Genomic DNA, 26,857 nt, shown 5'->3' on the forward strand with positions numbered 1-26,857 from the left:
TACTTTTTAATGCTTTTACTACGGATTTTTAAATCTATAGTTTTTAAACATGTAGAGCGCGCTGAGTAAGCAAGTGTTTAAAACCCTGAATAATACGTCACGCGATTATCACGTAAAAAACCTGCCAACCCTAAGCCATAATGTTGAGCAACTCGCACCGCCGTGCTGGTAGGCGCGGACATACCAACCAGCCACGGTATTTGGATACGGATAGATTTTTGTACCAGTTCAATCGAAAGTCGTGAAGTCATGACCACACATTCAATATCTGCTTTATGACGTAGCTTCCAACCAATAAGTTTATCAAGGGCATTATGACGACCGACATCTTCAAACAAATGCAACTGCTCATGATACAGAGTGGCAGCAGCGTGAACTGCACCTGTTAATTGGTGAGTATGCTGTGCCGCGTCAATTTTTGCGCGTATGTTTAACAAATAATCGAGCGTTGGTATAGAGGCTGTCATCTGTGAATTATCTGTATGATTATTTTGTAGCTTATTTTTCGTATAACCGCTTAAATCAGGTAATGCTTGTGTAAGTCCAGTAATGCCGCACATACCGCAGCCTGTACGCCCTGCAAGTTGGCGTTTTTGGTCTTGAATACGTTGATGACAGCGCTGATTTAATACCAGTTCTACCACATAGATATCGTAATCTTGTAGCTGTTCAACGAGCTTTGATGCGTTGATATCATCGTTTGAATTTTCGCTAAACTTATAAAAACTGGCATTATCTGTCAGCTGCGTCACTTCCCAATCAAGCAGTTCATGACTGTGCTGAATCAAACCTTCACTAAATAAAAACCCAATCGCTAAATAATCAAGCTGGCTCGGACTTGCCATCAGCACGGCATAATGGATACCGTTAATAACGATTGCTACTGCTGCTTCTACGACCAAATTATCTTGAGCATTATTAATTCCAAGCTGACGCGTATCCTCTTTATTGCCATTACGACTGCCACTATGGTCACCTTTATGCGAAGGATAAGAGTGCTTTTGCGTGGCATGCTCGCGTGCCAGTGGCGTTCCTAACAAGTCTGCGGCCTCAGTATTTAACAATTCATTACCTAACAATAAAGGCTCATGTTTAAGATTCATAAGCGCTCGTTATTATTATTGGTTTAAGAATAGCTTTCATTTTTTATACTACTCGTATCAATGCTCACTATTTTTTAAGCAAAATCAGCGGTTTTATAAGTTGCCTTCACTCTTTTTAAAACCACCGTGACTGATTTATAAGAAGGGATATGAGAGTCGGGAGCATAAGTATCTAAGTCAAATAAATCATTACATTCAGGATAGTAGGTGGCGACGGCGTTGGCGGCAATGTCCATGTCAGTTAGGATAAGCGGTCCTAAGGTGCGTGCCTGATTATGACTGTCTTGGCGTGATACCATGATGGTATCGCCTTTTTGCCAGCCTAAGCGCGTCATCTCGTCAGGATGCATAAATAATACATCACGGCGATTGGTTTGGCGATAGCGATCTTGATAACCAAAAATCATAGTATTAAATTGATCATGGCTGCGAACACTGGTGAGTTGCCAGACCGCTTGTTCATGAGGCTGGGCATTATCCAGTTGACTGGTAAGACTTTGCGTATTTAAATTACTTTTAAGCGTTGCTGTATCCTCCGCCATTTGGTCAGTAACATAAGTAATAGGGTAGTTTGGTACTTCAAATTGTGCTTTACCACTATCCGTATTCCATTCACGATGACGCGCAGGATGATACAAATTAAAACCACGCTCAGCGACCCGAATGCGCTGATTAAAGTCTTCAAAACCATCAATGGCTTGCGCAATATAATCACGTGTGACATCAAAATCCTCGCCCATGGCTTGCCAAGGTATTGAGGTGTCAGTCCCAAATACGTGCGTGGCAATATCAGCGACAATTTGCGCCTCAGATTTTAGTGTATCACTAATTGGTTTTAGACTGCCGTGAGTGCGCACAATCTTGCACATTGAATCTTCAATGGTGGCAAATTGCTCACCATGAGCAGTGATTAAGCGTTCGGTACGACCGATACAAGGTAAAATCAGATTGTGCTGACCCGGATATAGCATGGTTTCATTGAGCTTAGTTGCCACAAAAATATTCAGCTGATTATGGGTTAATGCCTGTTGAATGGTACTGCTATCAGGCGCGGCAACCGAAAAATTGCCACCCATACTCATAAAGACTTTAATATCACCCGCTATCATCGCTTTTGCACCGGCAACGACGTCAAGACCATTTTCTTGTGGCATAGGATGATTAAATACGCTCTCGAGGCTGTCGAGCAAGCTTTGTTTTGGGCGCTCATGGATGCCCATTGTCCGATCGCCTTGCACATTGGAGTGCCCGCGAACCGGTGATGCGCCAGCACCGTCAATGCCAATCATGCCCATTAGTAGCAATAAATTGGTAATCATGGCGACATTATCATCGCCTTGCACGTGTTGAGTGATACCCATGCCCCACGTGCAAATGGTCGCTGGACTATCGGCAATAAGACGTGCGAGATTAATAATATCTGGCTGCACAATGCCACAGCCACGCTCAATATCCGCCCATGATTGCTGCTCAAGCCACTGCTTTAACGGCTCAAAACCTGAGGTATGGGCGTGAATAAAGTCGTTATTAATTTTATCATTTGCAATCAGCCATTTTGCGATACCCGTTAATAGTGCCGCATCACCGCCGATTTGGATTTGAATCACCTCATCAACCATGGCGTCACTTTGACCTGCTGCCATATGCGAGGGTTTTTGTGGGTTTCTAAATTTACGTAAGCCTTGTTCGCGCATAGGATTGACAGAAATAATTCGGCAGCCTTGCTTGTGTGCATGGGCGAGCATCTCTAGCATACGTGGATGATTGGTTGCTGGATTTTGCCCAAACATAATAATCAATTTGGCTTGCTCAAAGTCCTCTAATACTACCGTGGCTTTGCCAATACCCAACTGCTTACCTAACATAACGGAAGTTGGCTCGTGACACATATTGGAGCAGTCGGGTAAATTATTGGTACCAAAGCAACGGACAAACAGCTGATACATAAAAGCTGGCTCGTTGGTGACACGACCTGAGGTATAGAATAAAGCGTCATCTGGTGAATCAAGGCTCTTTAACTGCTCCGCGATAAGTGTGAAAGCATCTTGCCAAGAAATAGGCAGGTAACGATCTGCTGTTGCATCATAATAAAGCGGCTCTGATAAACGCCCGCTATGCTCAAGCTCATAACCCGACCAGCTTTGCAGTTCAGTCACCGTATGCTTGGCAAAAAATGCCGCATCAGCACGTGTTGACATGGCTTCGCTAGCAATCACTTTGATACCAGTTTCACAAACATCGAGCGTTTTATGGCTTTTATGATCAGGCCATGCGCAGCCCGGGCAATCAAAGCCGCCTTTGGGTTGATTACTTCCTAACACACTGAGGCTACCGCGCACAAAAGCCTTATAATCCATCAGTTTACGAGTGGAGGCAATCAGCGCTGGCCAGCCAGCTGCAGGGTAGGTATACACAGGAATTTTGCGCATGACAAATCCTTTATAAAGGCTAATGATTTAATAATAGTAAATGATATTACTAGAATAGCCAGTAGAGAATTGCAGCGTTATCGTGAATATAAAAGGGTATTTGTCAATAAATAGACCATGAAAAACCCCAAGCCAATGTTTAATTGTGATTGAGGTTTTTTGTGGTCTATTTATAAAGCCGACCTTAAAATCGAAATACTTAACTTAAAATCAAGCTGTCATCTTCAACCTTTTCACCGCGCGTTTGCTCAAACATATCGAGTAAATCATGTACAGTCATGCCCTGACGCTTATCGCCAGAGACATCGAGCACCACTTGTCCTTGGTGCAGCATCACGGTGCGTGTGCCATGTGCTAATGCTTGTTGCATGGAGTGAGTAACCATCATCGTAGTCAGTTTATTATCCGTGACAATTTTATCTGTCAATTCTAAGACAAAAGCCGCCGTTTTTGGGTCAAGCGCTGCCGTGTGTTCATCCAATAATAGAATTTTAGACGGTTGTAACGATGCCATTAATAGGCTCACAGCTTGACGTTGACCGCCAGATAATAAGCCCATACGGTCAGTCAAGCGATTTTCTAACCCCAATTTAAGAACAGATAGCTTTTCGCGAAATAAGTCACGGTTCTTTTGGTTGAGTGCAAAACTTAAGCCGCGCTTGCCGCCACGTTTGTAGGCGAGCGCCATATTTTCTTCAATGGTCAGCGCTTCACAGGTTCCCGCCATTGGGTCTTGAAACACACGTGCTACCCAATGGGCGCGTTGATGTGCGGTTTTTTTAGTGACATCAATGCCGTTGAGTAAAATCGAGCCGCTATCGACGCGCGTCGTACCGCTGACTGCATTTAAAAACGTCGATTTGCCTGCGCCATTAGTACCGATAACAGTGACAAATTCGCCATCTGCAATATTCAGATTGATACCGCGCAGTGCAGGGTTTTCAATCGGTGTGCCAGGATTAAAGGTCAACCGTAAATCTGTGGCTTGCATCATAATCGTTATTCCTTATGTTTGCTCTATGCTAAATGATAAAGGCTAATAAGCGTTTACCAATTAACATTACGCCCGAACTTTACGGGTTAAAAATTTAGATTTCGCCTTTGGCAATACCAACGCGAGTACCACTAGCAACGCTGTAATCAAGTTCAAATCCTGTGGACCAAAACCAATACTGCGTAGCGCATCACTCGACAATGCTACTTGAATAAATAGCTTATAAAGGATGGCACCAATAATTACGGCTAAGGTAATCAGCCAAATGCGTTTAGCCGGAATGATGGTTTCACCAATAATCACCGCTGCCAAACCAATAACAATCGTACCGATACCAATGGAAATATCCGCGCCGCCTTGCGTTTGTACAAATAGCGCACCAGCTAAAGCAATCAGACCGTTAGAGATTGCCATACCAATGATGGTCATCCACGAGGTATTGATACCTTGCGCTTGCGCCATCCGCAGATTGGAGCCAGTTGCGCGCATGGAGAGACCGGTTTCAGTATTATAAAACCAATCCAATAATAGCTTGGCGATTATCACCACCGCGCCAATAATCACACAGCGCATCCAATAGCCATTGCCATCAGTAACTAATGAGCTAAAAACGGTAGACTCGCCCAATAACGGCAAATTTGGCGCGCCCATAATGCGCAGGTTAACCGAATATAACGCCACCATCACCAAAATACTGGCAAGCAGTTGTAAAATACCGAGCTTAACGTGCAGCCATGCGGTGACGATACCGGCAACCGAACCTGCAAGCATGCCAAAGGCACAAGCAAGCCAAGGATTGATACCAGCGACGATAGAAATGCCAGCGACCGCGCCACCTAAGGGAAAGCTCCCATCAGCGGTTAAGTCAGGAAAATCAAGTGTTCGAAATGAAATAAGAACACCAAGTGCTACGAGGCCATAAATAAGACCACTTTCAAGCGCACCAAAAAAAGCAATTAGAGACATAAGAAATCAGTAAGTCATAACCAAGCGTTTGGCGTCTTTATCAGAGAAATAATCCCGTGATAACAGACCGCAAACGGCTGAGCGGTGAATTTAACAGATTAAGCAATCTGCAGTTAGGGTGAACCAAAACAGCTTACCATGAGGAATAAACATAAACTCCCTTGATTTAAAGCTTAGAGCTAAAACTTGAATTTTAACCCTTAAAGCACGTTTAATGCTTTAAGCGCTTTAAAAATAAGCCCAGCTGATTGAGAAATCGCTGGGTATTGTCATTAAAAAAAATAGTATTAAAAAAAAGTATTGCCCTAAAAACAAGACTAATAACTGTTTATTACATCAGTTATTCGTCTGTCTTGTGCTAGCGGCTAATAATTAGGCGCTATTCTACCACTTCTTTTGCTTTATCGATAATCGCTTGTGGCAAAGTGATGCCTTCGGCCAGTGCATTTTTAGGGCTAACATATAAATCAAGCTTTTGCGGCGTATATACTGGAATCGCGCCTGCTTTTTCGCCATTTAAAATACGTACGACAATTTTACCGGTTTCGCGACCAAGCGCATAGTAGTCAACGCCAAGGGCAGCCACTGCACCGCGTGCGACTGAGCTGGTATCAGAAGCAATCAGCGGAATTTTACTTTCTTTTGCTACTTGGAATAATGACTCATACGCAGACACCACATTATTATCGGTTGAAGTGTAAATCATATCGACTTTACCTTCTAAGCTACGCGCTGCCATAGCAATATCAGTGCTACGTTGGGCAGGGGCTTCATGTACCTTGATACCGAGTGGCGTCAGTTTCTCTTTCAGATTTTTTAGGATAATGGTCGAATTGACTTCACCAGGGCTATACACGTAGCCAACATTTTTTAGATTGGGAATAATTTGACGCATCAATTCAATTTGTGGCTCATACGGGAGCGCGTCAGAGCCGCCTGTAACGTTAGTACCTGAGCCATCAAGTTTGGATACCAATTTGGCTTCAACCGGATCAGTCACTGCTGAGAATACCAATGGAATGGTGCTGGTCGCTGCCGCAACTGATTGCGCAGAAGGCGTACCAATAGCGACGATAACGTCTGAATTGTCCGCAACAAACTGCTTGGCAATCTGCCCAGAAGTTGCGGTATTGCCTTGCGCACTTTGAAAATTAACTTTTAAATTTTCGCCTTCTTTAAAGCCCGCTTCAGCCAGTTCATCAATCACCCCTTTACGTACAGCGTCTAGGGCTGGATGCTCAACGATAGCAGTAATGGCAACAGTTTTTACCGCTGTTGCATCTGTACCATTGGCATTATCCGTTGCCGTCCCATCCTTAGCAGGTTGGCTACAGCCCGTTAAAATAGCGGTAAAAACACCGCCCCACAATAAGGCTTTGGCAAAACGATTTTGATACAACATGGTGTCACTCCTAAAAATAATAATATGTCCATACGACAAATAAGCTATAAATTGGATACGATATGAATAAGGGCATTTTACAAGTGTCTACTGACAAGCGATGCTTTATAAGAAATTACTTAGTAGTAGCTTGGGCTTTGGTATCGACATTCACCCCATTTTTAAGCATCTCGGCAGATAAGGTTGCACCCTGCGCTTTAGCGTGTTTTGGGCTGATATATAAAGTCAGCTCATTCATAACTTCAGGCTTAACAGTAGTCACTGCCTCACCGTTTAAAATGCGATACACCATTTTTCCCGTCACGCGCCCAAAGTCATAATCATTGACCCCAAGCGCTGCGGTTGCCCCGCGTTGCACACTAAATTCGTCAGAGGCAACAATTGGCAAGCGTATCTCATTTGCCGCTTGAGTCATTGCTTCAAACGCAGATGCCACATTATTGTCAAATGAGGTATAAATAATGTCTGCGCGCCCCTGCAAGCTGCGCGTTGCCATACCAATATCGGTTGGACGATTTGCTGGAATATCTAACAAAGCTAAGTTGCGGGCAGGTAATGCTTTTTTTAGCTCGTCACGTAGCGATACTGAATTTGCCTCGCCCGGACTGTACACATAACCAATAGTTTTTAGGTTAGGTTTAATCTTTTGCAACAAATCAAGCTGCGGTTCTAATGGTAATTGACTTGATAAGCCGGTTAAATTATCCTGAAACGGCTTGCTATCAGCGGTAAGTAATTTTGCGCCAACAGGGTCTGATACTGCCGTATACACAATAGGAATACTGCGTGTAGCAGATACAATAGACTGCGCAGATGGGGTAGATATCGCAACAATCGCATCAGGATTATCACCGACGAATTGCTTAGCAATCTGACCTGCCGTTGCCGTATTGCCTTGCGCACTTTGAAAATTAACGGTTAGATTTTTCCCTTCAATATAACCGTTGTCCGCTAGCTCATCGATAATACCGCGGCGCATATCATCTAAAGAGGGGTGCTCGACAATTTGGGTAATTGCCAAAGTTTTGGCAGGTTTGTCTGCTGTCGTATCACTCTCAGTAGTTGCGGTATTATCGGTCGAGGGTTTAGAGCAGCCAATTAGCCCAAGGGCACTAATAGCAGCTGCGCACAGGCTGAGGCGTAGGGTTGCGGCAATAGTCATTATTAGTTTAACTCGTCGATTAGGAGGTGCAAGCTAGACCCGTCAAGATAAGCTGAGCGGACTAACATAAAAGGGGGTAAGCATATTCTTAAGATGACTATATTATGACAGTAATGCTATTTATCGCAATCAAAAATTAAATCATGTCTGTCTGGATAGTAGAGCTATTAACTGCTTATAAAAAAAGATGCCATAAAGACATCTTTTTTGGATTTATTAATTGTAGGTATTAAAGCGGATATTTTACTGACATTACGCCAGTGTATCACCAATGACCGCAGCGTCCGGTAGGGTAATTACGACAAGCGTAGTTTTTGGATCGCCTGCGGACAAGATCATGCCTTCTGATATACCAAATTTCATCTTACGCGGAGCAAGGTTGGTGACACAAATGACTTTTTTACCTTGAAGTTGCTCAGGCTCATAAAATTTGCGGATACCGCTAAACACATTGCGCATCTGCGCTTCACCGACATCTAAGGTAAATTGCAACAGCTTATCCGCCCCTTCTACATAACTACACGACACGACATGAGCAACTTTCATCTCAACTTTGGCAAAGTCATCAATGCCAATGTAATCAGTTTGCTCTGCATTTGCATCGACATCTTTCGCTGCTGGCTGCTTGTTTTTAGCTACTGATTTTGTGTCTTGGGTAGCGGTTGGTGTCGCCGTTACGCCTAATGAGGCTTTAGAATCCTCAACCATCGCTGCAATGTCTTTTTCATCAATACGCTGCATCAGTGGCTTAAATTTATTGATTTGATGTCCAAGTAGCCATTCATTGCGGCTAGCAAAGCTTAAACTGTCAATATTCAAAAACTCTCTAGCATTTTCAGTCAGTTCAGGCAATACAGGCGCCAGATATACCATCAATTGACGGAAGATATTAATCGCCACTGAACAGACGTCTTGTACTTCTTGCTCTGCGCCTTCAACTTTTGCAAGTGCCCAAGGTTTTTTCTCATCAATATATTCATTGGCTTTATCCGCGCATTGCATAATTAAACGCATAGCACGCGAGAATTCACGGTCTTCATAAGCCGCGGCAATCTCATCGCCGGTTTTGGTAATATCGGCTAATAAATTTGGCTCAGCGCAGACGTCAGTCAGCATACCGTCATATTTTTTAACCAAAAATCCAGCGCTGCGACTGGCGATATTGACTACTTTACCCACGAGGTCAGAGTTGACCTTTTGCATAAAGTCTTCTAAGTCGAAATTAACGTCTTCAACTTTATCTGAGAGTTTGCTAGCAAAGTAATAGCGCAGATATTCAGGATGTAAATGCTTAGCATAAGTTCCGGCATTGATAAAGGTGCCGCGTGACTTACTCATTTTTTCGCCATTGACCATTAAGAAGCCGTGAGCAAAGACACCGGTTGGGGTACGGAACTCGCTACCAGCAAGCATGGCTGGCCAAAATAGCGCATGGAAGTACACGATATCTTTACCGATAAAGTGATAAACCTCAGTCTTATGCTCGTTTTCTTGTGCCCAATAACGGTCAAAATCAAGCGCATTCTCTGTGTCTTTACGCTTTTCACAAAGATTTTTAAAACTTGCCATATAGCCAACAGGCGCATCTAGCCAGACATAGAAGTATTTGTCTGGTTCATTACTTGGCGTATCCGGGATTTGAAAACCAAAATAGGGTGCATCACGGGAGATATCCCAACTGGTCAAACCAGCTTCAAACCATTCTTGTAATTTATTTGCCACTGATGACTGTAAGCGATTGTCACTGCGCGTCCAGTCTTTTAAGAATTGCTCAAACTCTGGCAAATCAAAAAAGTAATGCTTAGATGTCTTAAGCACAGGTGTGGCGTTAGACAAGGTAGATTGCGGGTTTTTTAAATCAGTTGCATCATAGGTCGTACCGCACACTTCACAGTTATCGCCATATTGGTCTGGTGCATCGCACTCAGGACACGTGCCTTTGACAAAGCGATCTGCTAAAAACAGCTGCTTTTCAGGGTCAAATAACTGCTCAACATCACGAGTAGAGATATGACCGGCATCTCTTAAACGACGGTAAATCAGCTCAGAGCATTCTTTATTTTCGGCAGAATGGGTTGTGTGATAATTATCGTAATCAATCATGAATTTGGCAAAATCCGCTTCATGAGCCGCTTGCACATTGGCGATTTGTTTTTCTGGCGTGACGCCATTGTCTTCAGCCTTGAGCATGATGCCAGTACCATGAGCATCATCAGCACAGACATAAGTCACTTTATGACCTTGTGCCTTCATCGCCCGCACCCAAATATCGGTTTGGATATGTTCTAACATATGTCCCAAATGAATGTCGCCATTGGCGTAGGGCAGGGCACTGGTTACTAAAATCTCACGCACTTGCATCACCTATATTTTTATATAAACGGATTGATTATCAATAGAAATCGAAAAATTGTGCCTATGATACCGTAATTTGGATAAAATTTGTGACGTTGCGGCACAATTAACGCCAGCGTACACTTATTAGCATGATTTTCAGGGTTAATAAAAGCATCTGAGAGGGTACTTCAATATCGAGAACTGGCAATCATAACTTTTTATTTTATTATTAATAACTTTGTTTAGGGCATAATAAGTAAAAATTAACCTGCAAACGTTTGATAAATGGTTTATATTAACTGAGCGCGTCATCCAACGGACGGATATCAGTGCCATACGCTACTTAACTTCTTGTTATATCAGATGCTCTCGACCACGTTGATTACACCTTTGCCTGTTTCAGATCATTCAATCCTATTATATTGAAGCTCTACATCGTATCCAGTATATCGCAATCAACGCCTGACTCCTCGCACCTAGTAACATCGACTCATTTGCTCGCGCATGCTTATTTTATCGGTATGCAAGCTATTGTCTAGCGTTTTTAGCACGTATCATTTGTCACACCATACGCACCATCTATTCATTCTAATAACAGTGCTTAACAGCCTGTTTGTATTCAAAACCGCGCAACCTATTGCGTGTTAACCCTTGGTATAGCGTCTGTACGCGACAATGATGGCAGCCGTGAATCGTCTGCCACAACCCTGACGTATGACTGTTATCACCACCTCTACCCATAATAAGGACAATATATGGCGACCCAAATACAACAAGACTTAACGGGCAAGGTAGCCTTAATTACTGGCGCAGCAGCAGGTATCGGACGTGATATCGCAGAAACGTATGCTAAAGCTGGTGCCGCTATTGGCGTTGCTGATATCAATGTTGCAGGCGCGCAAGAAACCGTTGATATCATCACCAAAGCAGGCGGCAAAGCCATTGTGATTGATATGGACGTCCGCTTAGAAGATGCCGTTAATAATGGCGTCAAACAGCTTGTCGATACATTTGGTGGCATTGATATTTTGGTCTCTAACGCTGGTATTCAGCTCATTGATCCGATTACTAAAATGACCTTTGAGAACTGGAAAAATCTATTAGCAACGCATTTAGATGGTGGCTTTTTGACCACTAAAGCAGCTGTAGAGTATATGTATAAAGACAATAAAGGTGGCACGATTATCTATATCGGCTCCATCCATGCTCATGATGCCTCATTATTTAAAGCGCCATATATTACTGCGAAGCACGGCTTACTTGGCTTATGTCGCGCGGTTGCTAAAGAAGGTGCACCATATAACGTACGCTCGCATATGATTTCTCCAGGCTTTGTGAAGACAGCTATGGTTAATGACCAAATTCCACTACAAGCTAAAGAAAAAGGTATCAGCGAAGAGGCGGTCGTCAATGATATTTTACTTGCCAATACGCTGAATAAAGAGTTTACGACCATTGAAGATGTGTCACAAACAGCATTGTTCTTAGCCGCATTCCCAACCAACGTCTTTACCGGTCAGTCTATCAATGCCAGCCATGGTTGGTGCATGAGATAAGCCATTAAATTTAATTGCTTATGATATAACAATTATAAAAAACAAAAACTATGTTTAGTTGTCCACAATGTCGGTAGGTCTGGCATTGTGGTTTTTTTATGGGTGTGTCTCGGTTACACTATCTGCTTAGATAGGTTCAGAATGAATAATTAAAACTGCTAGTCCGTCCTTTGTACTTATTACTAAGTTTTTTTATAAATTTATATAGACCTTGTTAATGGCGTTTGCTACGCGACCGTGGCAGCGTATGGAGTACCAATATCATGAGTATGCATAATAAAGCCTTGGCATTAATAGTGAGTAATGCCGTTGAGCAACAACATTTTGATGAGGCGTTGTTGCAAATGCAAAGCTTACGTCCGATTGATATTGCGGATATTTTAGCCTTAATAGAGCCGAAATTTGCTTGGCAACTATTAGAGCGGCTGCCGAATCGCTCGACGATATTTTCTTATGCAGAACCCAATATTCAAGTGGCACTGGCGCGTGTGTTTCCACGGGAGAATATGGCAAAGTTGATGGGGGAGATGCCAGCGGATGAGCGGGCAGATTTGTATAAATGTCTGGAGCAAGATCAGCGTGATGCCTTATTGCCAGCGCTCGCCCAAGCTGAACGTGAAGATATTCGCCGATTAGCAGCTTATGACGAGCGTACTGCTGGGGCGCTAATGACGTCGGACTATGCAACGTTGGGCGCGCAGATGGATGTGACAGAGGCGCTGGCAGCACTGCGCCTTGAAGCGCCCGATGCAGAAACCATTTATCATGCTTATGTGATTGATGAGCAGCGCAAACTGTTGGGCGTGGTGTCATTACGAGTATTAATACTAGCAGCGCCAGAACAGCTGATTAGCGATATTATGGTGCGCTCTATTGTTTCTTGTGAGGTAAATGACAATCAAGAAGATGTTGCAAAAGCAGTCGCTCGTTATGACTTGATTGCCCTGCCCATTATCGATGACACTGGCGCGTTAGTTGGCATTGTCACTCACGATGACGCGATGGATGCGGCAAGCGATGAAGCCACCGATGACTTCCATAAGTCGGGCGGTGTCTCGACCATGGTAGGCAAATTAAAAGACGTCAGTATTCGAGTGTTATATCGTAAGCGTGTCTTTTGGTTGGTGTTTTTAGTTTTTGGTAATTTGCTCTCTGGTATTGGCATCTCACACTTTGAAGACCTAATTGCCGCCAATTTGGTATTGGTATTTTTCTTGCCATTGCTAGTTGATAGTGGCGGTAATGCTGGCTCGCAGTCAGCCACCCTGATGGTAAGAGCATTGGCAACAGGCGATGTGGTCATGCGTGATTGGTTCTCACTGCTAGGTCGTGAAGCCATGGTGGCGTTGTTGTTAGGTGGGACAATGGCAGTGGCTATTGCTATCATTGGTTATATTCGCGGTGATGAAGTGGTGTCCTTAGTGTTGGCGCTGAGCATGATGTCGGTGGTCATGATAGGCTGCGTAATTGGCATGAGCCTACCTTTTGTGTTAAATAAAATGGGCTTTGATCCGGCTACTGCCAGCGCCCCGTTAATCACATCCGTATGTGATGCCACTGGAGTAATTATTTATTTGTTTATTGCCTCAAAATTCTTGGCGTTTTAAGCATTGACGGTGTATTAATAAGCTGTTTTTTTTAAACTTATTCGTTTAGCAGCTTAGACTATATCTACAATACTCGTTATCGCGCAGACTTACTGGCGCTGTGGTTTTTTTATGCTGCTAATTCGGCTACACTGGTACGTCTGTCATACTATCCATACAATAACAATTAAACAGTAAGCATTATCTAATAAATCTCTATGACTATAGTTCCATCTCGATATTTTTCTTTGCCTTTTGCTCAAATTTTTTATCTTCAGTTATTATGTTTTCATTCTTACTTATCAAATAACTTTTTTATTTATCCTGACATTAAAGGTCGCCATGTTTAACTTTATTAAAAAACGTACCGCTACCTCTGAATCTCCGCAACAACAAGCCGCACGTGATAATGCAATTGATAAGGTGTTGCAGGATTATGAAGTGGTTGGAACGAGCATTGCTCAGATGGTCACAGGACAAAATCGCGAGGGTACTCAGCTGACCTTGGACTTGCGTCTGCCGCATGAAGTTGACCCGGAAAAAGTACAGCAAGAGCTGGGACAATTGCTTCAGCCTCATGGTATTCAAACCATTCATATGAATGTACGCTTGCCTGCGCCTGCTAAAGGGGCGGCGAAAACGTTGCCAAAACAGATGCCAAAAACCATCGATGCCATGAGTAATCAGCCGAGCGCTTCTGCCAAACCCGCCTCAACAGCACATACAAAGCCAAAAACTGATGCAGAAGTGCCTATTACTAAGCCTGCACCGACGCAAGCATCACTAAGTCCGCATCCGCATATTCGTCATATTATCGTGGTGGCATCGGGGAAAGGTGGCGTTGGTAAATCAACGACGACAGTGAATATCGCCTTAGCATTACAAAAGCTCGGGCATCGCGTTGGCGTGTTAGACGCTGATATTTATGGACCCAGTATGCCGGCAATGTTGGGTGTGGCTGGAGTAAGACCTGAGCTGGAAAATGAGCAATTCGTGCCGATTGAAGCGCATGGCTTAGCAATGCTGTCGATTGGCAGCTTACTTGAGGGCGATAGTGTTCCTGTTGCTTGGCGTGGACCTAAAGCAACCGGCGCGCTGATGCAGCTGTATAATCAGACCAACTGGCCACAGCTTGATTATCTGGTGATTGATATGCCGCCGGGTACCGGTGACATTCAGCTCACGTTAGCACAGCGCATTCCAGTGACGGGTGCCGTCATTGTCACCACCCCGCAGCATATCGCCTTACTTGATGCGCAGAAAGGCATTGAGATGTTTAATAAAACTAAAATTCCGGTGGTTGGTGTGGTAGAAAACATGGCGCTGCATACCTGTAGTAATTGCCAACATACCGAAGCAATCTTTGGGGCTGGTGGCGGTGAGCGTATTGCCGAGCAGTATCATGTGCCCCTATTGGGTCAGTTGCCGCTTGCTAGTGGTATTCGTGCGCAAGTTGATAAAGGCGAACCTAGTGTCTTGGTTGATGATGAATTTGCGCCGTATTATCTTAATATTGCCAAAAATATCGATGCTCATATTGAGAAATTTGCGAAGCCTGTCGATCACAAGCGTATTTTTTAAACCTTAAAAGCTAATAATCTAAGAAATTCGTTTTAAAGGACGTATGTTTTATATACGTCGGCGCTATAAATCGTAGTCAAAATTCCGTATAATCGTCGCTATTTACCCTTTGTTAAGGAAATACAATGTCTATCAAATCTGACCGCTGGATACGTCAGCAAGCCGAAGAACATGGCATGATTGAGCCATTTGAAGCCGGTCAAGTACGCTTTAATGATAAAGGCGAGCGTCTGGTCAGCTATGGTACGTCAAGCTATGGCTACGATGTGCGCTGCGCGCCGGAATTTAAAGTTTTTACTAATGTACATTCTGTCGTCGTTGATCCTAAAAACTTTGATGAAAGAAGTTTTATAGACATCGTTGGCAATGAGTGCATTATTCCACCAAACTCGTTTGCGCTCGCACGTACCGTAGAATATTTTCGCATTCCGCGTGACGTATTGACCATCTGCCTTGGTAAATCGACTTATGCGCGTTGCGGTATTATTGTTAACGTCACGCCACTTGAGCCTGAGTGGGAAGGTCATGTGACTTTAGAATTTAGTAATACCACCAATCTGCCAGCACGAATTTACGCGGGCGAAGGTGTAGCACAAATGCTATTTTTCCAAAGTGATGCCGATGATGTTTGTGAGACCAGCTATAAAGACCGCGGCGGCAAATATCAAGGTCAAACCGGTGTGACCCTACCAAAAACGTAGGAAATTTTACTTTTCTGTTATACTATTTCAATAATATAAGTAAATAAAAAAGCTGAACGTATCTGATACGTTCAGCTTTTTTATTTACTATTTTACTGCTTACATATATAAAAGAGATTTCAATAAAAATTATCTTAAAACTTTGAGACCGGCTTTATTGTCACGCTTGGGTCTTGGTGTATCGGCTGATGTTTTATCTTTTGTGATAGGCGCAGATTCAAAATCTTCTGGCTCATAATCATCATACTCATTAGCGTCAAAGAACATCCCTTGAGAATTTTCTTTGGCATAAATACCAATAACGGCTTGCAGCGGTACCCAAATCTCTTGCGATACACCACCAAAGCGGGCACTAAAATTAATATATTCATTTGCCATTGTCATATTGCCTGTAGCTCGGCTGGCAATATTAAGTACAATGCGCCCATCTTGCACATGTTCTCTTGGTATCTGCACATTATCAGCAGTGGCATCGACCATTAAGTAGGGGGTAAGTGCATTGTCCTCAATCCATTGATAGAGTGCGCGCACCATATAAGGGCGGGTGGGAGTCGTTGCAATACTGTCATCGCTCATATGATTATGTCCTATACGAATACTATTATGTATATTATTACGAATATTGTAAAATATATAATGGGGTTATTGATAGAATTTGGTAAATTATTTCACACTTTTTTGAAAACTACTGCGCTCAAAGAGGCGGGTTTGATACTCAATTAACGGGCGGCTAATGGCAGGCGGCAAGACAATTTTCATCTCATCTAAACGCCATAATAATGGGGCGAGTAGCACATCACACCAACCAAATTCATCTGCCATAAAATAGGGCTTATGAGCAAATAACGGTGATAAGGTAATCAGCGAATCGGTTAATTGCTTTCTTGCCAATGTCGCTTGTGCCTTGTTAAAGCTGTCTGGATGCATTAGCAAACGCTTGCCGAGTACCAGCCAATCGCGTTGAATGCGCCATGCTAACTGACGAAATTGCGCCCGCTCTTGCGGTGTCTCTGGGAGCATTTTATTAGTATGATAACGCTCCTCTAAATACTCAAAGATGACATTAATCTCATAAAGGGCAATGTCACGCTGTTGCAGCACAGGCAAGGTGTGATAAGGATTTAGCTCAGTTAAGTCTTCAGGACGCTCAGAATGCAGACGAGACAAATAATAGGCGAGCTTTTTTTCTTCAAGTAGTAAGCGCACAACATGACTGTCATAGCCATCGTCAGCATATAAAATCAGCTGACTACTTGGAATGTCATTCGCATCAATCATAGCAGCCTAGAGTTATATAGTAAGGCTGTCATCGTAAACAATGTCGCTCTATTTATCAAGCTAGGATGCGTAAACGTTGCCCCGTATTGATTTTAGCTTAGCAAATAAATAGCTAATTTTTACTATAAAAAATACTAGCACATAAAAAAGCACTACCGAAGTAGTGCTTTTTAGAGAAGTAAAACATATAAGGGCTTGGTAACTTATTTCACATCTTTCCAGAATTCTTTATTCAATAAGTACACTGGAATGAGTAAAACGAGTAAGAATAAAATGACAAAGAAACCAATTACTTGGCGATCATGACGAACAGGCTCTGCCATCCACGCCATATAGTTCACCAGGTCACCCACTTCCGACTCAAACTCTTCTTTACTCAAGTCTTCTTGCAAGTTATGCAGCACATGCGGCATAGCTGCATTGGCAAGCACTAAGTTATTAGCGCCCCAAGGACGGCTTGGATCTTCATAAAAAGATAGTAAATAGGTATATACCCAGTCATCACCGCGCAGTCTGGTCTCAAGTGACAAGTCCGGTGGCGCAGCGCCAAACCATCCTGCTTGAATATCAGGATCAATTTCAGCATTGATATGGTCACCGATTTGATCGGTGGTCACCATCAGATACTTTTCAACCAATTCAGGCGGAATCTCTAAGTCTTTGGCGATTTGAGAATGACGAACATACTTTGCTGAGTGACACCCAGCGCAGTAGTTCATAAACATCTTCGCACCGTTCTGTAGCGAGCCTTTATTGGTAAAATCAATCGGTGCTGTACTACAAGCTAAATGTTCTTCAACCCCGTCGGCATTAGTGAATGTGCCGCAGCCACTGCCTGAAGCTATTGCAGTCCCAGCAGTCAATGATAATGCCGCGCCTAAGCCTAAACCTGTTAGGTATTTGATTAGCGTGTTCATTAGTGACCTCCGGTAACGCGTTCTGGTGGCTGTTTACACTTCTCAATTGATGTATAAATTGGCATCAATAAGAAAAATAAGAAGTATAAGACTGTGAATATACGAGCCATCAATGTTGCTGTTGGCGTCGTTGGTGTTGCACCTAAATAACCTAATACTAAGAAGCTAACCGCAAATACCGTTAAGGCAATTTTTGATAACATGCCTTTGTAGCGCATTGAGCGTACAGGTGATCTATCTAGCCATGGTATTAAGAACAATACGGCAATAGCTGCGCCCATAGCAATAACACCACCAAGCTTATCGGGAACGGCACGTAAGATCGCATAAAAGGGGGTGTAGTACCATACTGGTGCAATATGCGCCGGTGTTTTCAGCGAGTTTGCTGCCTCAAAGTTTGGTGGCTCAAGGAAGAATCCACCGCCTTCTGGGAAGAAGAATACCACTGCAAAGAAGCAAATAAAGAACACCACAATACCAACCATGTCATGCACAGTATAGTATGGATGGAACTCGATACCATCTAATGGCACACCGTTTTTATCTTTTAGCTTCTTAATATCAATACCATCTGGATTGTTCGAACCCACATGATGTAGTGCTACTAAATGCATAAAGACTAAGCCTACAAGTACTAGAGGAATAGCCACTACGTGTAGAGCGAAGAAGCGGTTTAGCGTGATACCTGAGATGATATAATCACCACGAACCCATTCAGCAAGACCATCACCAATGACAGGTAAGGCTGCAGGTAAGTTCAAGATAACCTGTGCACCCCAAAATGACATGTTGCCCCACGGTAATAGATACCCGAAGAAGCCTTCTGCCATTAATGCTAAGTAAATACCCATACCGATAAGCCAAATCAGCTCACGAGGTTTTTGGTATGAACCATAAAGCAGTGCGCGGAACATGTGCAGATATACGACAACAAAGAACGCTGAAGCGCCCGTTGAGTGCATATAACGGATGAGCCAGCCACCTTTCACATCACGCATGATATATTCAACAGACGCAAATGCCCCTTCGGCACTTGGGTTGTACATCATGGTCAGCCAGATACCAGTCACCAATTGGTTAACCAATACCACCATTGACAACACGCCAAAGAAGTACCAAAAGTTAAAGTTTTTTGGTGCATAATACTTTGACATGTGATATTCATAGGTTTCGGTCGCTGGAAAGCGTGCGTCCACCCATTGCATCAATTTTTTACCCATACTCATATTAAGCCTCCCCAACCGTCAAGATGGTACCATCCATACTATACTCTGGGATGGGTAAGTTAAGCGGTGCTGGAACGCCACTATAGACGCGACCCGCTAAGTCATACTTAGATCCGTGGCAAGGGCAGAAAAATCCACCATACCAATCATTACCACCTAAGTCTGCCGCACCTACATCAGGGCGATAGTTGGGTGCACAGCCTAAATGCGTACACACACCTTCTACAACCAACACCGTTGGTTCTAAAGAGCGCTCAGGGTTTTTACAGTACTCAGGTTGCAAAGAGGCATCGGAATCAGGATCAGATAACAATGGCTTTACTGATTCAAGCTTGCTTAACATCTCTTTGGTACGCTTAACCACGTAGATAGGTTTACCACGGTACTTCACAACGATCATTTGACCGTCTTCGATTGAACCAATATCTTGGGTAACAGCAGCACCAGCAGCTTCCGCTTTGGCACTTGGATACCATGAACGGACAAAAGGTGTCGCCACAGCAGCTACCCCAGCTGCTCCAATCGCGGCAGTCGAGGCAATCAGAACTCTACGGCGTTGTACATTAACGCCTTCGGCATGGCTCATTAATACTTCCTCCAGGTGAATGAAATGGGATTATCCCACACTGGGTTTGTGGCTTAGAAAATTTACAATGTCACGGTCAAGCCACGTTAGCTGTGCCTAATTTTGCTAATTGTTGCTATTCTAAGCTATTTTGGTCATAAAATAAATTATAGTGTTAAAAATAAACCACTCTCATGAGGACATTTTGGGTGATTAAATCAAGCAAAAATGACCGCAACCGCCTTATTGCATATACATAGCAGCTGGGTTTAGATAATTGAAAGTAGTATAATCATTACCTTAGAATTGTTAAGGTATTAAACAATACGGAATGATACTTGAAATAAGCCTAATGTTCACTAACTTTCACTCTATTCTTGTATTAAGGGTAGTAAAAGCGACGAGCATCATCGCGATAGTCCCGATGATGCTCATACAACACTCTTTATGGCTTTAATTAATATAACGTTCTAAGTAATCAAAATTAGCCGTCAAGCGCATCCCAACGTTCAAGCTTATGCATCATCTCATCTTCTATAGCAGACATACGCTCGCTGGCTACCGTTGCCGCATCAAAGTCTTTGATAAACCATGAACCATCAGCGAGCTTGTCTTGTAATTCAGCCTGCTCTGCTTCTAATGCGGCAATCTCTTTTGGCAAGTTATCGAGTTCACGCTGGTCATTAAAATTTAGCTTTTTGGCTGCTGTGGAAACTTTTGGAGTAGAAGTAGGCGCTTTGCTGGCTTTACTTTGAGCATTGCCATTATTGGTCTTGGCTGCATTTGCCGCGTCGCTGCGGTTTTTTTGCACTAAGTATTCTTGGTAGCCGCCAACATATTCGCTAACCGTTCCTTTGCCATCTTCATCGGTATCAAATACCCAAGTGGAGGTGACGACGTTATCCATAAATGAGCGATCATGGCTAATTAATAAAATCGTACCGCCAAAGCTTGCAACAGACTCTTCTAATAGTTCAAGAGTTGCCATATCCAAATCATTGGTTGGCTCATCGAGCACGAGGATGTTGGCAGGTTTCAATAATTGCTTGGCAAGTAGCACGCGATTACGTTCGCCACCGGATAAAGCTTTAACAGGAGTACGTGCACGCTCTGGGGCGAATAAGAAATCTTGCAAGTAGCTCATAATGTGCGTCTTACGACCACCAACTTCAACGAAGTCTGAGCCTTCTGAGACGTTTTGCGCCACACTGGCTTCAAGGTCTAACTGATCACGCAACTGATCAAAGAAGGCGATTTTTAAGTTAGTGCCGAGCTCAACGCTACCGGTTTTGATGACATCATCATCAGACATATCGAGTAAGGCTTTAATAAGCGTGGTTTTACCCGCGCCATTAGGACCAATAATACCGATTTTATCGCCACGCATGATAGTGGTGCTAAAGTTATCGACTAACACGTGGTCATCATACTGTAGATGTAAATTTTTAACTTTACAAACCAGCTTGCCACTTTTCTCGCCTTGACCCATGGTAATGTTAACATTACCAACTTGTTCACGGCGGTCGCCACGCTCTTCGCGTAAGGCTTTTAGCTCACGAACGCGACCTTCGTTACGGGTACGGCGCGCTTTAATACCTTGACGAATCCACACTTCTTCTTGCGCCAATTTTTTATCAAAGTTAGCGTTATTTTTTTCTTCTGCTAACAGTTGCAGCTCTTTTAGTTCTTGGTAGCGTGCATAGCCACCTTCGCCTTGAGTGACGTCATAGCTGGTCAATTGACCACGGTCCAGCTCAATAATGCGAGTCGATAGTTTATTAACGAACGCTCTATCATGGGTCACAAACAATAACGTCAACCCTTGCCATTCTAATAAAAAGCGCTCTAGCCACTCAATACTATCAACGTCCAAATGGTTAGTCGGTTCATCAAGGAGTAGCACGTCAGGTTTGGTAACCAAAGAGCGTGCTAATAAAACACGGCGTTTACGACCACCAGATAAAGACGATAAATCATCATCAGGATTGAGCCCCATGGTCGTAATCAGGCGCGTGGCTTCACGTTCCAAATCCCAACCATGCACGGCATCAATATCGTGCTGCAAATCCGCCATACGCTCGCAAGCATCCATATCGCCATTGGCGCATAAGTCAGTTTGCGCATTATAATTAATCAATAGCTCTGCTGTACGTTTGCTACCGCCCATGACGATATCTAAAATGCGACCGCTGGTTTCAGGTACGTCTTGCTCAAGCATGGCCACGCGCACGCTATTATTAATGATAACTTCGCCGCTATCAGGCTGTAAAGTGCCGCTAATCAGTTTGAATAAGGTGGATTTGCCTTCACCATTACGTCCAATTAAACACACGCGCTCGCCAGCTTCAATGCTAAAGTCAATGCCATCAAGAACGGGAGCCACGCCAAAAGCGAGATGAATATCTTTTAAATGTATCAGTGCCATAGGGTATCTTAAGCTTATATATAGGAAAAGAGGGGATAAAATAATTGTTATATAAATAGTGTTATATAAAGGATGTTACTCGAGGGTCATCAGTATACCATGCTGTCAGCTGACTTTAACGATGGCTAGGATTTTTTATCGCTATGATTTTCCAATCGGAATATTCATACTATATATACTATGATTTCTTATGCTCATTATTCCTCTCTAGAGCTTTTAAAGCATGAGTTTATAAAAAGATATTATCCACCGATGATAGATTAACCCTAACGAGATACCCATGATGCAACCGCAACAATCGCCGACCACAAAAAATGATAGTACCAACGCTCATACCAATGCAGATGCTAAGGTAGAAAGTACAGCAGTAGAGCATGAGCTACAACAACAGATGATAGAGCTACAAATGAGTATGGCGCATTTAGAGCTGACCGTTGAGCATCTTGATAATATCATTACTCAGCAGGACAAGCATATTCGCACGCTCCAGCGCCAGCTCCAGCTCATATATAAACAAGTCGAAAGCCAAAGTGCTGATGAGGGTATTGCGCCGTTTGATGTGAATGCTGATCGCCCGCCACATTATTAGGCTTATATTGCTAGCTTTGATTTTTATTAAAAAACTAGCTATATAAGGTGATAATGCTTTTCACTTTAGAGGGCAAATGTAGCTATAAGTATAATTAATACAGTTACAAATCTGTGACCAACCAGTCATACTTCTCTATACACGTATTCTTTGTATTGTTTTGAACCTGAATAATCTTTATGATGCAGCGCGGTCTGCTCTCGATTGCTAAATAGCAACGTAGCAGCACAATAATAAAGATGTTCGGAGATATACCATGTGCCCTACCTTTCACGCCAAAACTCTTGCGGTAGCTGTCGCTGCTTTTTCTATAACCAACTTGGCTTCTGCTGCTGGTCTCGATCGTTCAGGTCAAGATATCACTGCATTCTTGCAAGATGGCTTGTATGCAGAAGCGGTATATACCTATATTGATGCAGATGTAAGTGGCTATGATAATAGTGCCAGTACTGCTATCGATAAAAACGCTTATCAACAGGGCAATAAAATTGGCGATATTGCCGAGTCTTATGACTTTTTCCGTTATGGCGTAAAGGCAGATATTAATGATACCTTTAGTGTCGGCGTATTATATGACGAGCCGTTCGGTGCAGCCGCTGATTATAGTGGTAAGAATAATTTTGTTGATCAAAACCCGCTATCACCACGCAATGGCGAGGGCACTAACGTCGAAGTACGCACTGAAAACATCACCGGCATTGTTGGCGCAAAACTTGGTCAACATAAGAACTTCCAAATATATGGCGGTCCAGTTGCTCAGCGTGTACAAGCGGACGTAAAGCTACGTGGTAAGGCATATGAGGTTGCTAATGGTTATACCACCCATATTAGTGCGGATCAGGATTATGGCTGGTTGGCGGGCGTGGCTTATCGTAAGCCTGAGATTGCATTGCAAGCAGCGCTCACGTATCGCTCAGACATTGAGCATAATAGCAACGCTTTTGAGCAGTATCCGCTGGCTCCAGTAGTCGGTGGTTCAATACCTGGCGCTGCTGGCGGACCATTTATATTTCCAGCGACTAGAAGCGGTGATATTCAGATTACGACGCCAAAATCAGTAAACTTTGATTTCCAAACGGGCATTAATAAGACCACGTTAGCCACTGCTAAAGTGCGCTGGGTGCCATGGAGCGACTTTGCGATTGAGCCCTCATTATATAATGAAGTGAGTACCGCTAATCCCGCTTATCGTCCAGATGGATTACCTTTGGTTGGCTATGATGACGACCAATGGCAAGTAGAATTGGGTCTCGCCAAGCGTTTTACTCCGGCTTTAGCCATTACAGGTAATATCGGTTGGGACAGCGGTGCTGGTAATCCAGTAAGCTCTTTGGGTCCGATTGAAGGTTATTACAGCGCAGGTCTTGGGGCGAAATACAATCTGACTGAGAATTGGGCAGTGTCTGCAGGTGGTAAATACTTATGGTTCGGTGATGCGCAGGGATAAATTCCAAATCAAAATATTGTCAGTCATTTCGATGATAACAATGGTTATATCGTTGGTATGAAACTGTCTTATCAGGCTAAACAAAGTTTTAACTAAATATAACTAGGTACACAGTTATAGAGTGACGGATATCACTATGGTTTATAAAAAGGCGATCCGATACGGGTCGCTTTTTTACATCAAATTTTATATAAATGGTGATATGTTGTAGAAATAACAGAATATATAATTTGTACTGTACGGTCATATTAGAGAAATCATACGCTTTAATTGTTGTCTTACTGTCAGAAAGACATTACTATCTTAAATAGGAAACCGCTTATATAGTAAGCAAATGTAGGGCACTAAGCATTTGTTAAAAATAGAGCGGGTCATAATAAGGATATTAGGAGAACCATATGCGCCCAACTTTTCATTTAAAACCTTTAGTAATCGCTGCTGCTGCTTTATCTATTGCCAGTGTCTCTCATGCCGCCGGTCTGGATCGTTCTGGTCAAGATATTACGGCGTTTTTACAAGACGGCTTATATGCTGAGGCAGTCTATACTTATATTGATGCTGATGTGAGCGGTTACGATAGTGCTAACAATGTGCCTAATAGCAATGGCTATGTTCAGGGTAATAAAATTGGCGATATTGCTGAGTCTTATGATTTTTTCCGTTATGGTGTAAAAGCAGATATCAACGATACTTTTAGTGTCGGTATCTTATATGATGAGCCATTTGGTGCAGCGGCTGATTATAGTGGCGATAACAACTTTGTGGCGAAAGGCGATCTAAACAGCTCGATTACTAAGCTAACTGGCGGCAAGTTTAATGGCGCAACCGTTGGGACCGAGATAGCTAGACTGACGGGGATTGCAAAAGATACAACGCTAACGCCACAACAGAGAGCGGCAGCGGCAGCTGGTGCTACAAATCTATCTACAGCTGTAGGCATCGCCCGCGCTGAAGCCGGCACTGCAGGTGAAGGCACTAATGTTGAAGTACGTAGCGAAAACATCACCGCAATTCTTGGTGCAAAATTTGGTGCCAATAAAGAGTTCCAAGTATATGGTGGTCCTGTTGCCCAGCGTTTGCAGGCTGATGTAAAATTACGTGGTTTGGCTTATGGTCCTGCGAGTGGTTATACTGCGCATGTTACTCCTGACCAAGATTACGGCTGGCTGGCTGGCGTCTCTTATAGCAAACCTGAAATCGCTTTAAAAGCGGCGCTTACTTATCGCTCTGAAATTGATCATAATGCCAAGATTTCTGAAAGTTATCCGATAGTAGGTATTGGCGCTGTTGGTCGTCTGCCAGCAGATGCTACACCAGCACAAATAGCTGCCGCTGCCGCTTCTGGAAATAGAAACAGCGTTTTTGAAGTGACTACTCCACAATCCGTAAACTTTGACTTCCAGACAGGTATTAATAAGACCACATTAGCCACAGCAAAAGTACGCTGGGTGCCGTGGAGTGATTTTGCCATCGTACCGCCACTATATAATGACGTTAGTAAAGGCTCGTATGGTCCAGATGGATTGGCTTTGGTTGGCTATGATGACGATCAATGGCAGGTAGAGCTAGGCATGGCAAAGCGTCTATCTCCAGCACTCGCGTTAAGTGGCACCGTTGGCTGGGATAGTGGTGCAGGCGATCCAACCACCTCTTTAGGTCCTGTTGACGGCTACTATAGTGCCGGTTTAGGTGCTAAATATAACTTAAACGAGAATTGGGCAGTATCTGCTGGTGGTAAATATCTCTGGTTCGGTGATGCTAAAGGTCAGCTGCCTACTAAGAAAATCGTTGGTGACTTCCAAGACAATGATGGTTATATATTAGGTGTAAAGCTGTCTTATCAAGCAAAGCAAAACTTTAATTAGAGTACAGTAGTATAATTTAATATAGAAAAGCGATCCATAATGGGTCGCTTTTTTATTAAGGGCTTTAAGCTTAATTATTTAATTGTTGTCTAAAAGAATAACGCTATAAAAAATCCCCGCTACTATTTAGTAACAGGGATTTTTTTAATGGTTTAAATAAATACATCTACTTTATCTATAGCGCATTTACTTACCTAAATGCGCTTCCATTTCTCTGAATTTCGCTGATACTGAAGCCTTAGGTCCGCCAGTCATAATACTTACGGCAAAGATAGCGATGGTACTAAATAAGAAGCCTGGAACGATGGCGTATAACCAGTCATTAAGTGGCATACCATTATGCTCAAAACCGCCATATACCCATAAAATTACGGTTAAGGCACCAACTACCATACCAGCAACCGCGCCGTTGCGGTTCATACGACGCCATGTCAAGCTAAATACCACTAATGGGGCAAACGCAGCACCAAATCCTGCCCACGCATGTGATACTAGACTTAATACTGAACTCTCTGGATTAGACGCCAGCATAATTGATACGATAGCGACCAGCACAACAGAAATACGACCAACTAATACCTGACGGGATTCAGGCGCGTCTCTATCGAAAAATAGTTTATAGACGTCTTTGGTCAGAGAGCTTGATACCACTTGTCAATTCCAACAATTAATGTCAAATTCCAAGAATAGATGTCAAAAATCTATCTTCAGCCTTAGATTCTCTGTTA

Annotated in this window: 19 protein-coding genes and 2 pseudogenes; 7 read left to right on the plus strand and 14 right to left on the minus strand. The window is 43.2% G+C overall.

Going from position 1 to position 26,857, the window contains the following annotated elements; translation table 11 throughout:
• Positions 1–77: 77 nt before the first annotated feature.
• The 7 genes from AAEY78_RS08765 to metG all read right to left on the minus strand — a co-directional run bounded on the left by AAEY78_RS08765 (position 78) and on the right by metG (position 10,417).
• The gene (locus tag AAEY78_RS08765) at positions 78–1,103 is read right to left on the minus strand and encodes a formate dehydrogenase accessory sulfurtransferase FdhD (RefSeq protein ID WP_352338968.1); all 1,026 of its coding nucleotides are present in this window, start codon (positions 1,101–1,103) and stop codon (positions 78–80) included.
• A gap of 74 nt (positions 1,104–1,177) precedes the next feature.
• Positions 1,178–3,532 (minus strand): FdhF/YdeP family oxidoreductase, encoded by a 2,355-nt coding sequence (locus AAEY78_RS08770; protein ID WP_352338969.1) that lies wholly within the window; start codon positions 3,530–3,532, stop codon positions 1,178–1,180.
• 199 nt (positions 3,533–3,731) lie between these two features.
• Positions 3,732–4,526, minus strand: coding sequence for an ABC transporter ATP-binding protein (locus AAEY78_RS08775; protein ID WP_352338970.1), 795 nt, complete (start codon positions 4,524–4,526; stop codon positions 3,732–3,734).
• 66 nt (positions 4,527–4,592) lie between these two features.
• Complete coding sequence (locus AAEY78_RS08780; RefSeq protein ID WP_352338971.1) at positions 4,593–5,492, minus strand: ABC transporter permease; 900 nt, start codon at positions 5,490–5,492, stop codon at positions 4,593–4,595.
• A gap of 379 nt (positions 5,493–5,871) precedes the next feature.
• Positions 5,872–6,894 (minus strand): ABC transporter substrate-binding protein, encoded by a 1,023-nt coding sequence (locus AAEY78_RS08785; protein WP_352338972.1) that lies wholly within the window; start codon positions 6,892–6,894, stop codon positions 5,872–5,874.
• 115 nt (positions 6,895–7,009) lie between these two features.
• Positions 7,010–8,056, minus strand: coding sequence for an ABC transporter substrate-binding protein (locus AAEY78_RS08790; RefSeq protein ID WP_352338973.1), 1,047 nt, complete (start codon positions 8,054–8,056; stop codon positions 7,010–7,012).
• 252 nt (positions 8,057–8,308) lie between these two features.
• On the minus strand, positions 8,309–10,417 hold the full coding sequence (gene metG, locus AAEY78_RS08795) for a methionine--tRNA ligase (protein WP_352338974.1): 2,109 nt from the start codon (positions 10,415–10,417) through the stop codon (positions 8,309–8,311).
• A gap of 731 nt (positions 10,418–11,148) precedes the next feature.
• Between metG and AAEY78_RS08800 the strand changes: the two genes are divergently transcribed.
• From AAEY78_RS08800 to dcd, 4 genes are all read left to right on the plus strand, one after another.
• The gene (locus AAEY78_RS08800) at positions 11,149–11,949 is read left to right on the plus strand and encodes a 3-hydroxybutyrate dehydrogenase (protein ID WP_062533485.1); all 801 of its coding nucleotides are present in this window, start codon (positions 11,149–11,151) and stop codon (positions 11,947–11,949) included.
• A gap of 269 nt (positions 11,950–12,218) precedes the next feature.
• On the plus strand, positions 12,219–13,556 hold the full coding sequence (mgtE, locus tag AAEY78_RS08805; protein WP_502943726.1) for a magnesium transporter: 1,338 nt from the start codon (positions 12,219–12,221) through the stop codon (positions 13,554–13,556).
• A gap of 321 nt (positions 13,557–13,877) precedes the next feature.
• Complete coding sequence (gene apbC / locus AAEY78_RS08810; RefSeq protein WP_352338976.1) at positions 13,878–15,116, plus strand: iron-sulfur cluster carrier protein ApbC; 1,239 nt, start codon at positions 13,878–13,880, stop codon at positions 15,114–15,116.
• A gap of 125 nt (positions 15,117–15,241) precedes the next feature.
• Positions 15,242–15,817, plus strand: a complete 576-nt coding sequence (gene dcd / locus AAEY78_RS08815) for a dCTP deaminase (RefSeq protein WP_352338977.1) — start codon at positions 15,242–15,244, stop codon at positions 15,815–15,817.
• A gap of 129 nt (positions 15,818–15,946) precedes the next feature.
• Here dcd and AAEY78_RS08820 read toward each other — a convergent pair whose 3' ends face one another.
• The 6 genes from AAEY78_RS08820 to AAEY78_RS08845 all read right to left on the minus strand — a co-directional run bounded on the left by AAEY78_RS08820 (position 15,947) and on the right by AAEY78_RS08845 (position 22,228).
• Complete coding sequence (locus AAEY78_RS08820) at positions 15,947–16,393, minus strand: ClpXP protease specificity-enhancing factor (protein WP_352338978.1); 447 nt, start codon at positions 16,391–16,393, stop codon at positions 15,947–15,949.
• An 87-nt stretch (positions 16,394–16,480) separates the two neighbouring features.
• The gene (locus tag AAEY78_RS08825) at positions 16,481–17,095 is read right to left on the minus strand and encodes a glutathione S-transferase N-terminal domain-containing protein (protein ID WP_352338979.1); all 615 of its coding nucleotides are present in this window, start codon (positions 17,093–17,095) and stop codon (positions 16,481–16,483) included.
• Between the two features lie 203 nt (positions 17,096–17,298).
• A complete protein-coding gene (locus tag AAEY78_RS08830) occupies positions 17,299–18,012 on the minus strand; it encodes a cytochrome c1 (RefSeq protein WP_352338980.1) in 714 nt (237 codons plus the stop codon).
• The gene (locus AAEY78_RS08835; protein WP_352338988.1) at positions 18,012–19,217 is read right to left on the minus strand and encodes a cytochrome b; all 1,206 of its coding nucleotides are present in this window, start codon (positions 19,215–19,217) and stop codon (positions 18,012–18,014) included. The genes AAEY78_RS08830 and AAEY78_RS08835 overlap by 1 nt, the downstream gene beginning before the upstream one ends.
• Before the next feature lie 22 nt (positions 19,218–19,239).
• Positions 19,240–19,824, minus strand: coding sequence for a ubiquinol-cytochrome c reductase iron-sulfur subunit (gene petA / locus AAEY78_RS08840; protein ID WP_352338981.1), 585 nt, complete (start codon positions 19,822–19,824; stop codon positions 19,240–19,242).
• 463 nt (positions 19,825–20,287) lie between these two features.
• A complete protein-coding gene (locus AAEY78_RS08845) occupies positions 20,288–22,228 on the minus strand; it encodes an ATP-binding cassette domain-containing protein (RefSeq protein ID WP_352338982.1) in 1,941 nt (646 codons plus the stop codon).
• A 280-nt stretch (positions 22,229–22,508) separates the two neighbouring features.
• Here AAEY78_RS08845 and AAEY78_RS08850 point away from each other — a divergent pair, with 280 nt between their 5' ends.
• The 3 genes and pseudogenes from AAEY78_RS08850 to AAEY78_RS08860 all read left to right on the plus strand — a co-directional run bounded on the left by AAEY78_RS08850 (position 22,509) and on the right by AAEY78_RS08860 (position 26,129).
• Positions 22,509–22,817 carry a SlyX family protein gene (locus tag AAEY78_RS08850; protein WP_352338983.1) on the plus strand — a complete coding sequence of 103 codons (309 nt, stop codon included), beginning with the start codon at positions 22,509–22,511 and terminating at the stop codon, positions 22,815–22,817.
• A 256-nt stretch (positions 22,818–23,073) separates the two neighbouring features.
• Positions 23,074–24,360, plus strand: a pseudogene (locus AAEY78_RS08855) (outer membrane protein transport protein).
• A 302-nt stretch (positions 24,361–24,662) separates the two neighbouring features.
• Positions 24,663–26,129, plus strand: coding sequence for an outer membrane protein transport protein (locus AAEY78_RS08860; RefSeq protein ID WP_352338984.1), 1,467 nt, complete (start codon positions 24,663–24,665; stop codon positions 26,127–26,129).
• A 186-nt stretch (positions 26,130–26,315) separates the two neighbouring features.
• On the opposite strand, the pseudogene AAEY78_RS08865 reads toward AAEY78_RS08860, so the two are convergent.
• Positions 26,316–26,780 (minus strand): annotated as a pseudogene (locus AAEY78_RS08865) (sodium:solute symporter family transporter); the annotation flags it as partial.
• Positions 26,781–26,857 lie beyond the last annotated feature (77 nt).

This window comes from Psychrobacter sp. 16-MNA-CIBAN-0192 (genome assembly GCF_040309565.1).
Lineage (GTDB): Bacteria > Pseudomonadota > Gammaproteobacteria > Pseudomonadales > Moraxellaceae > Psychrobacter.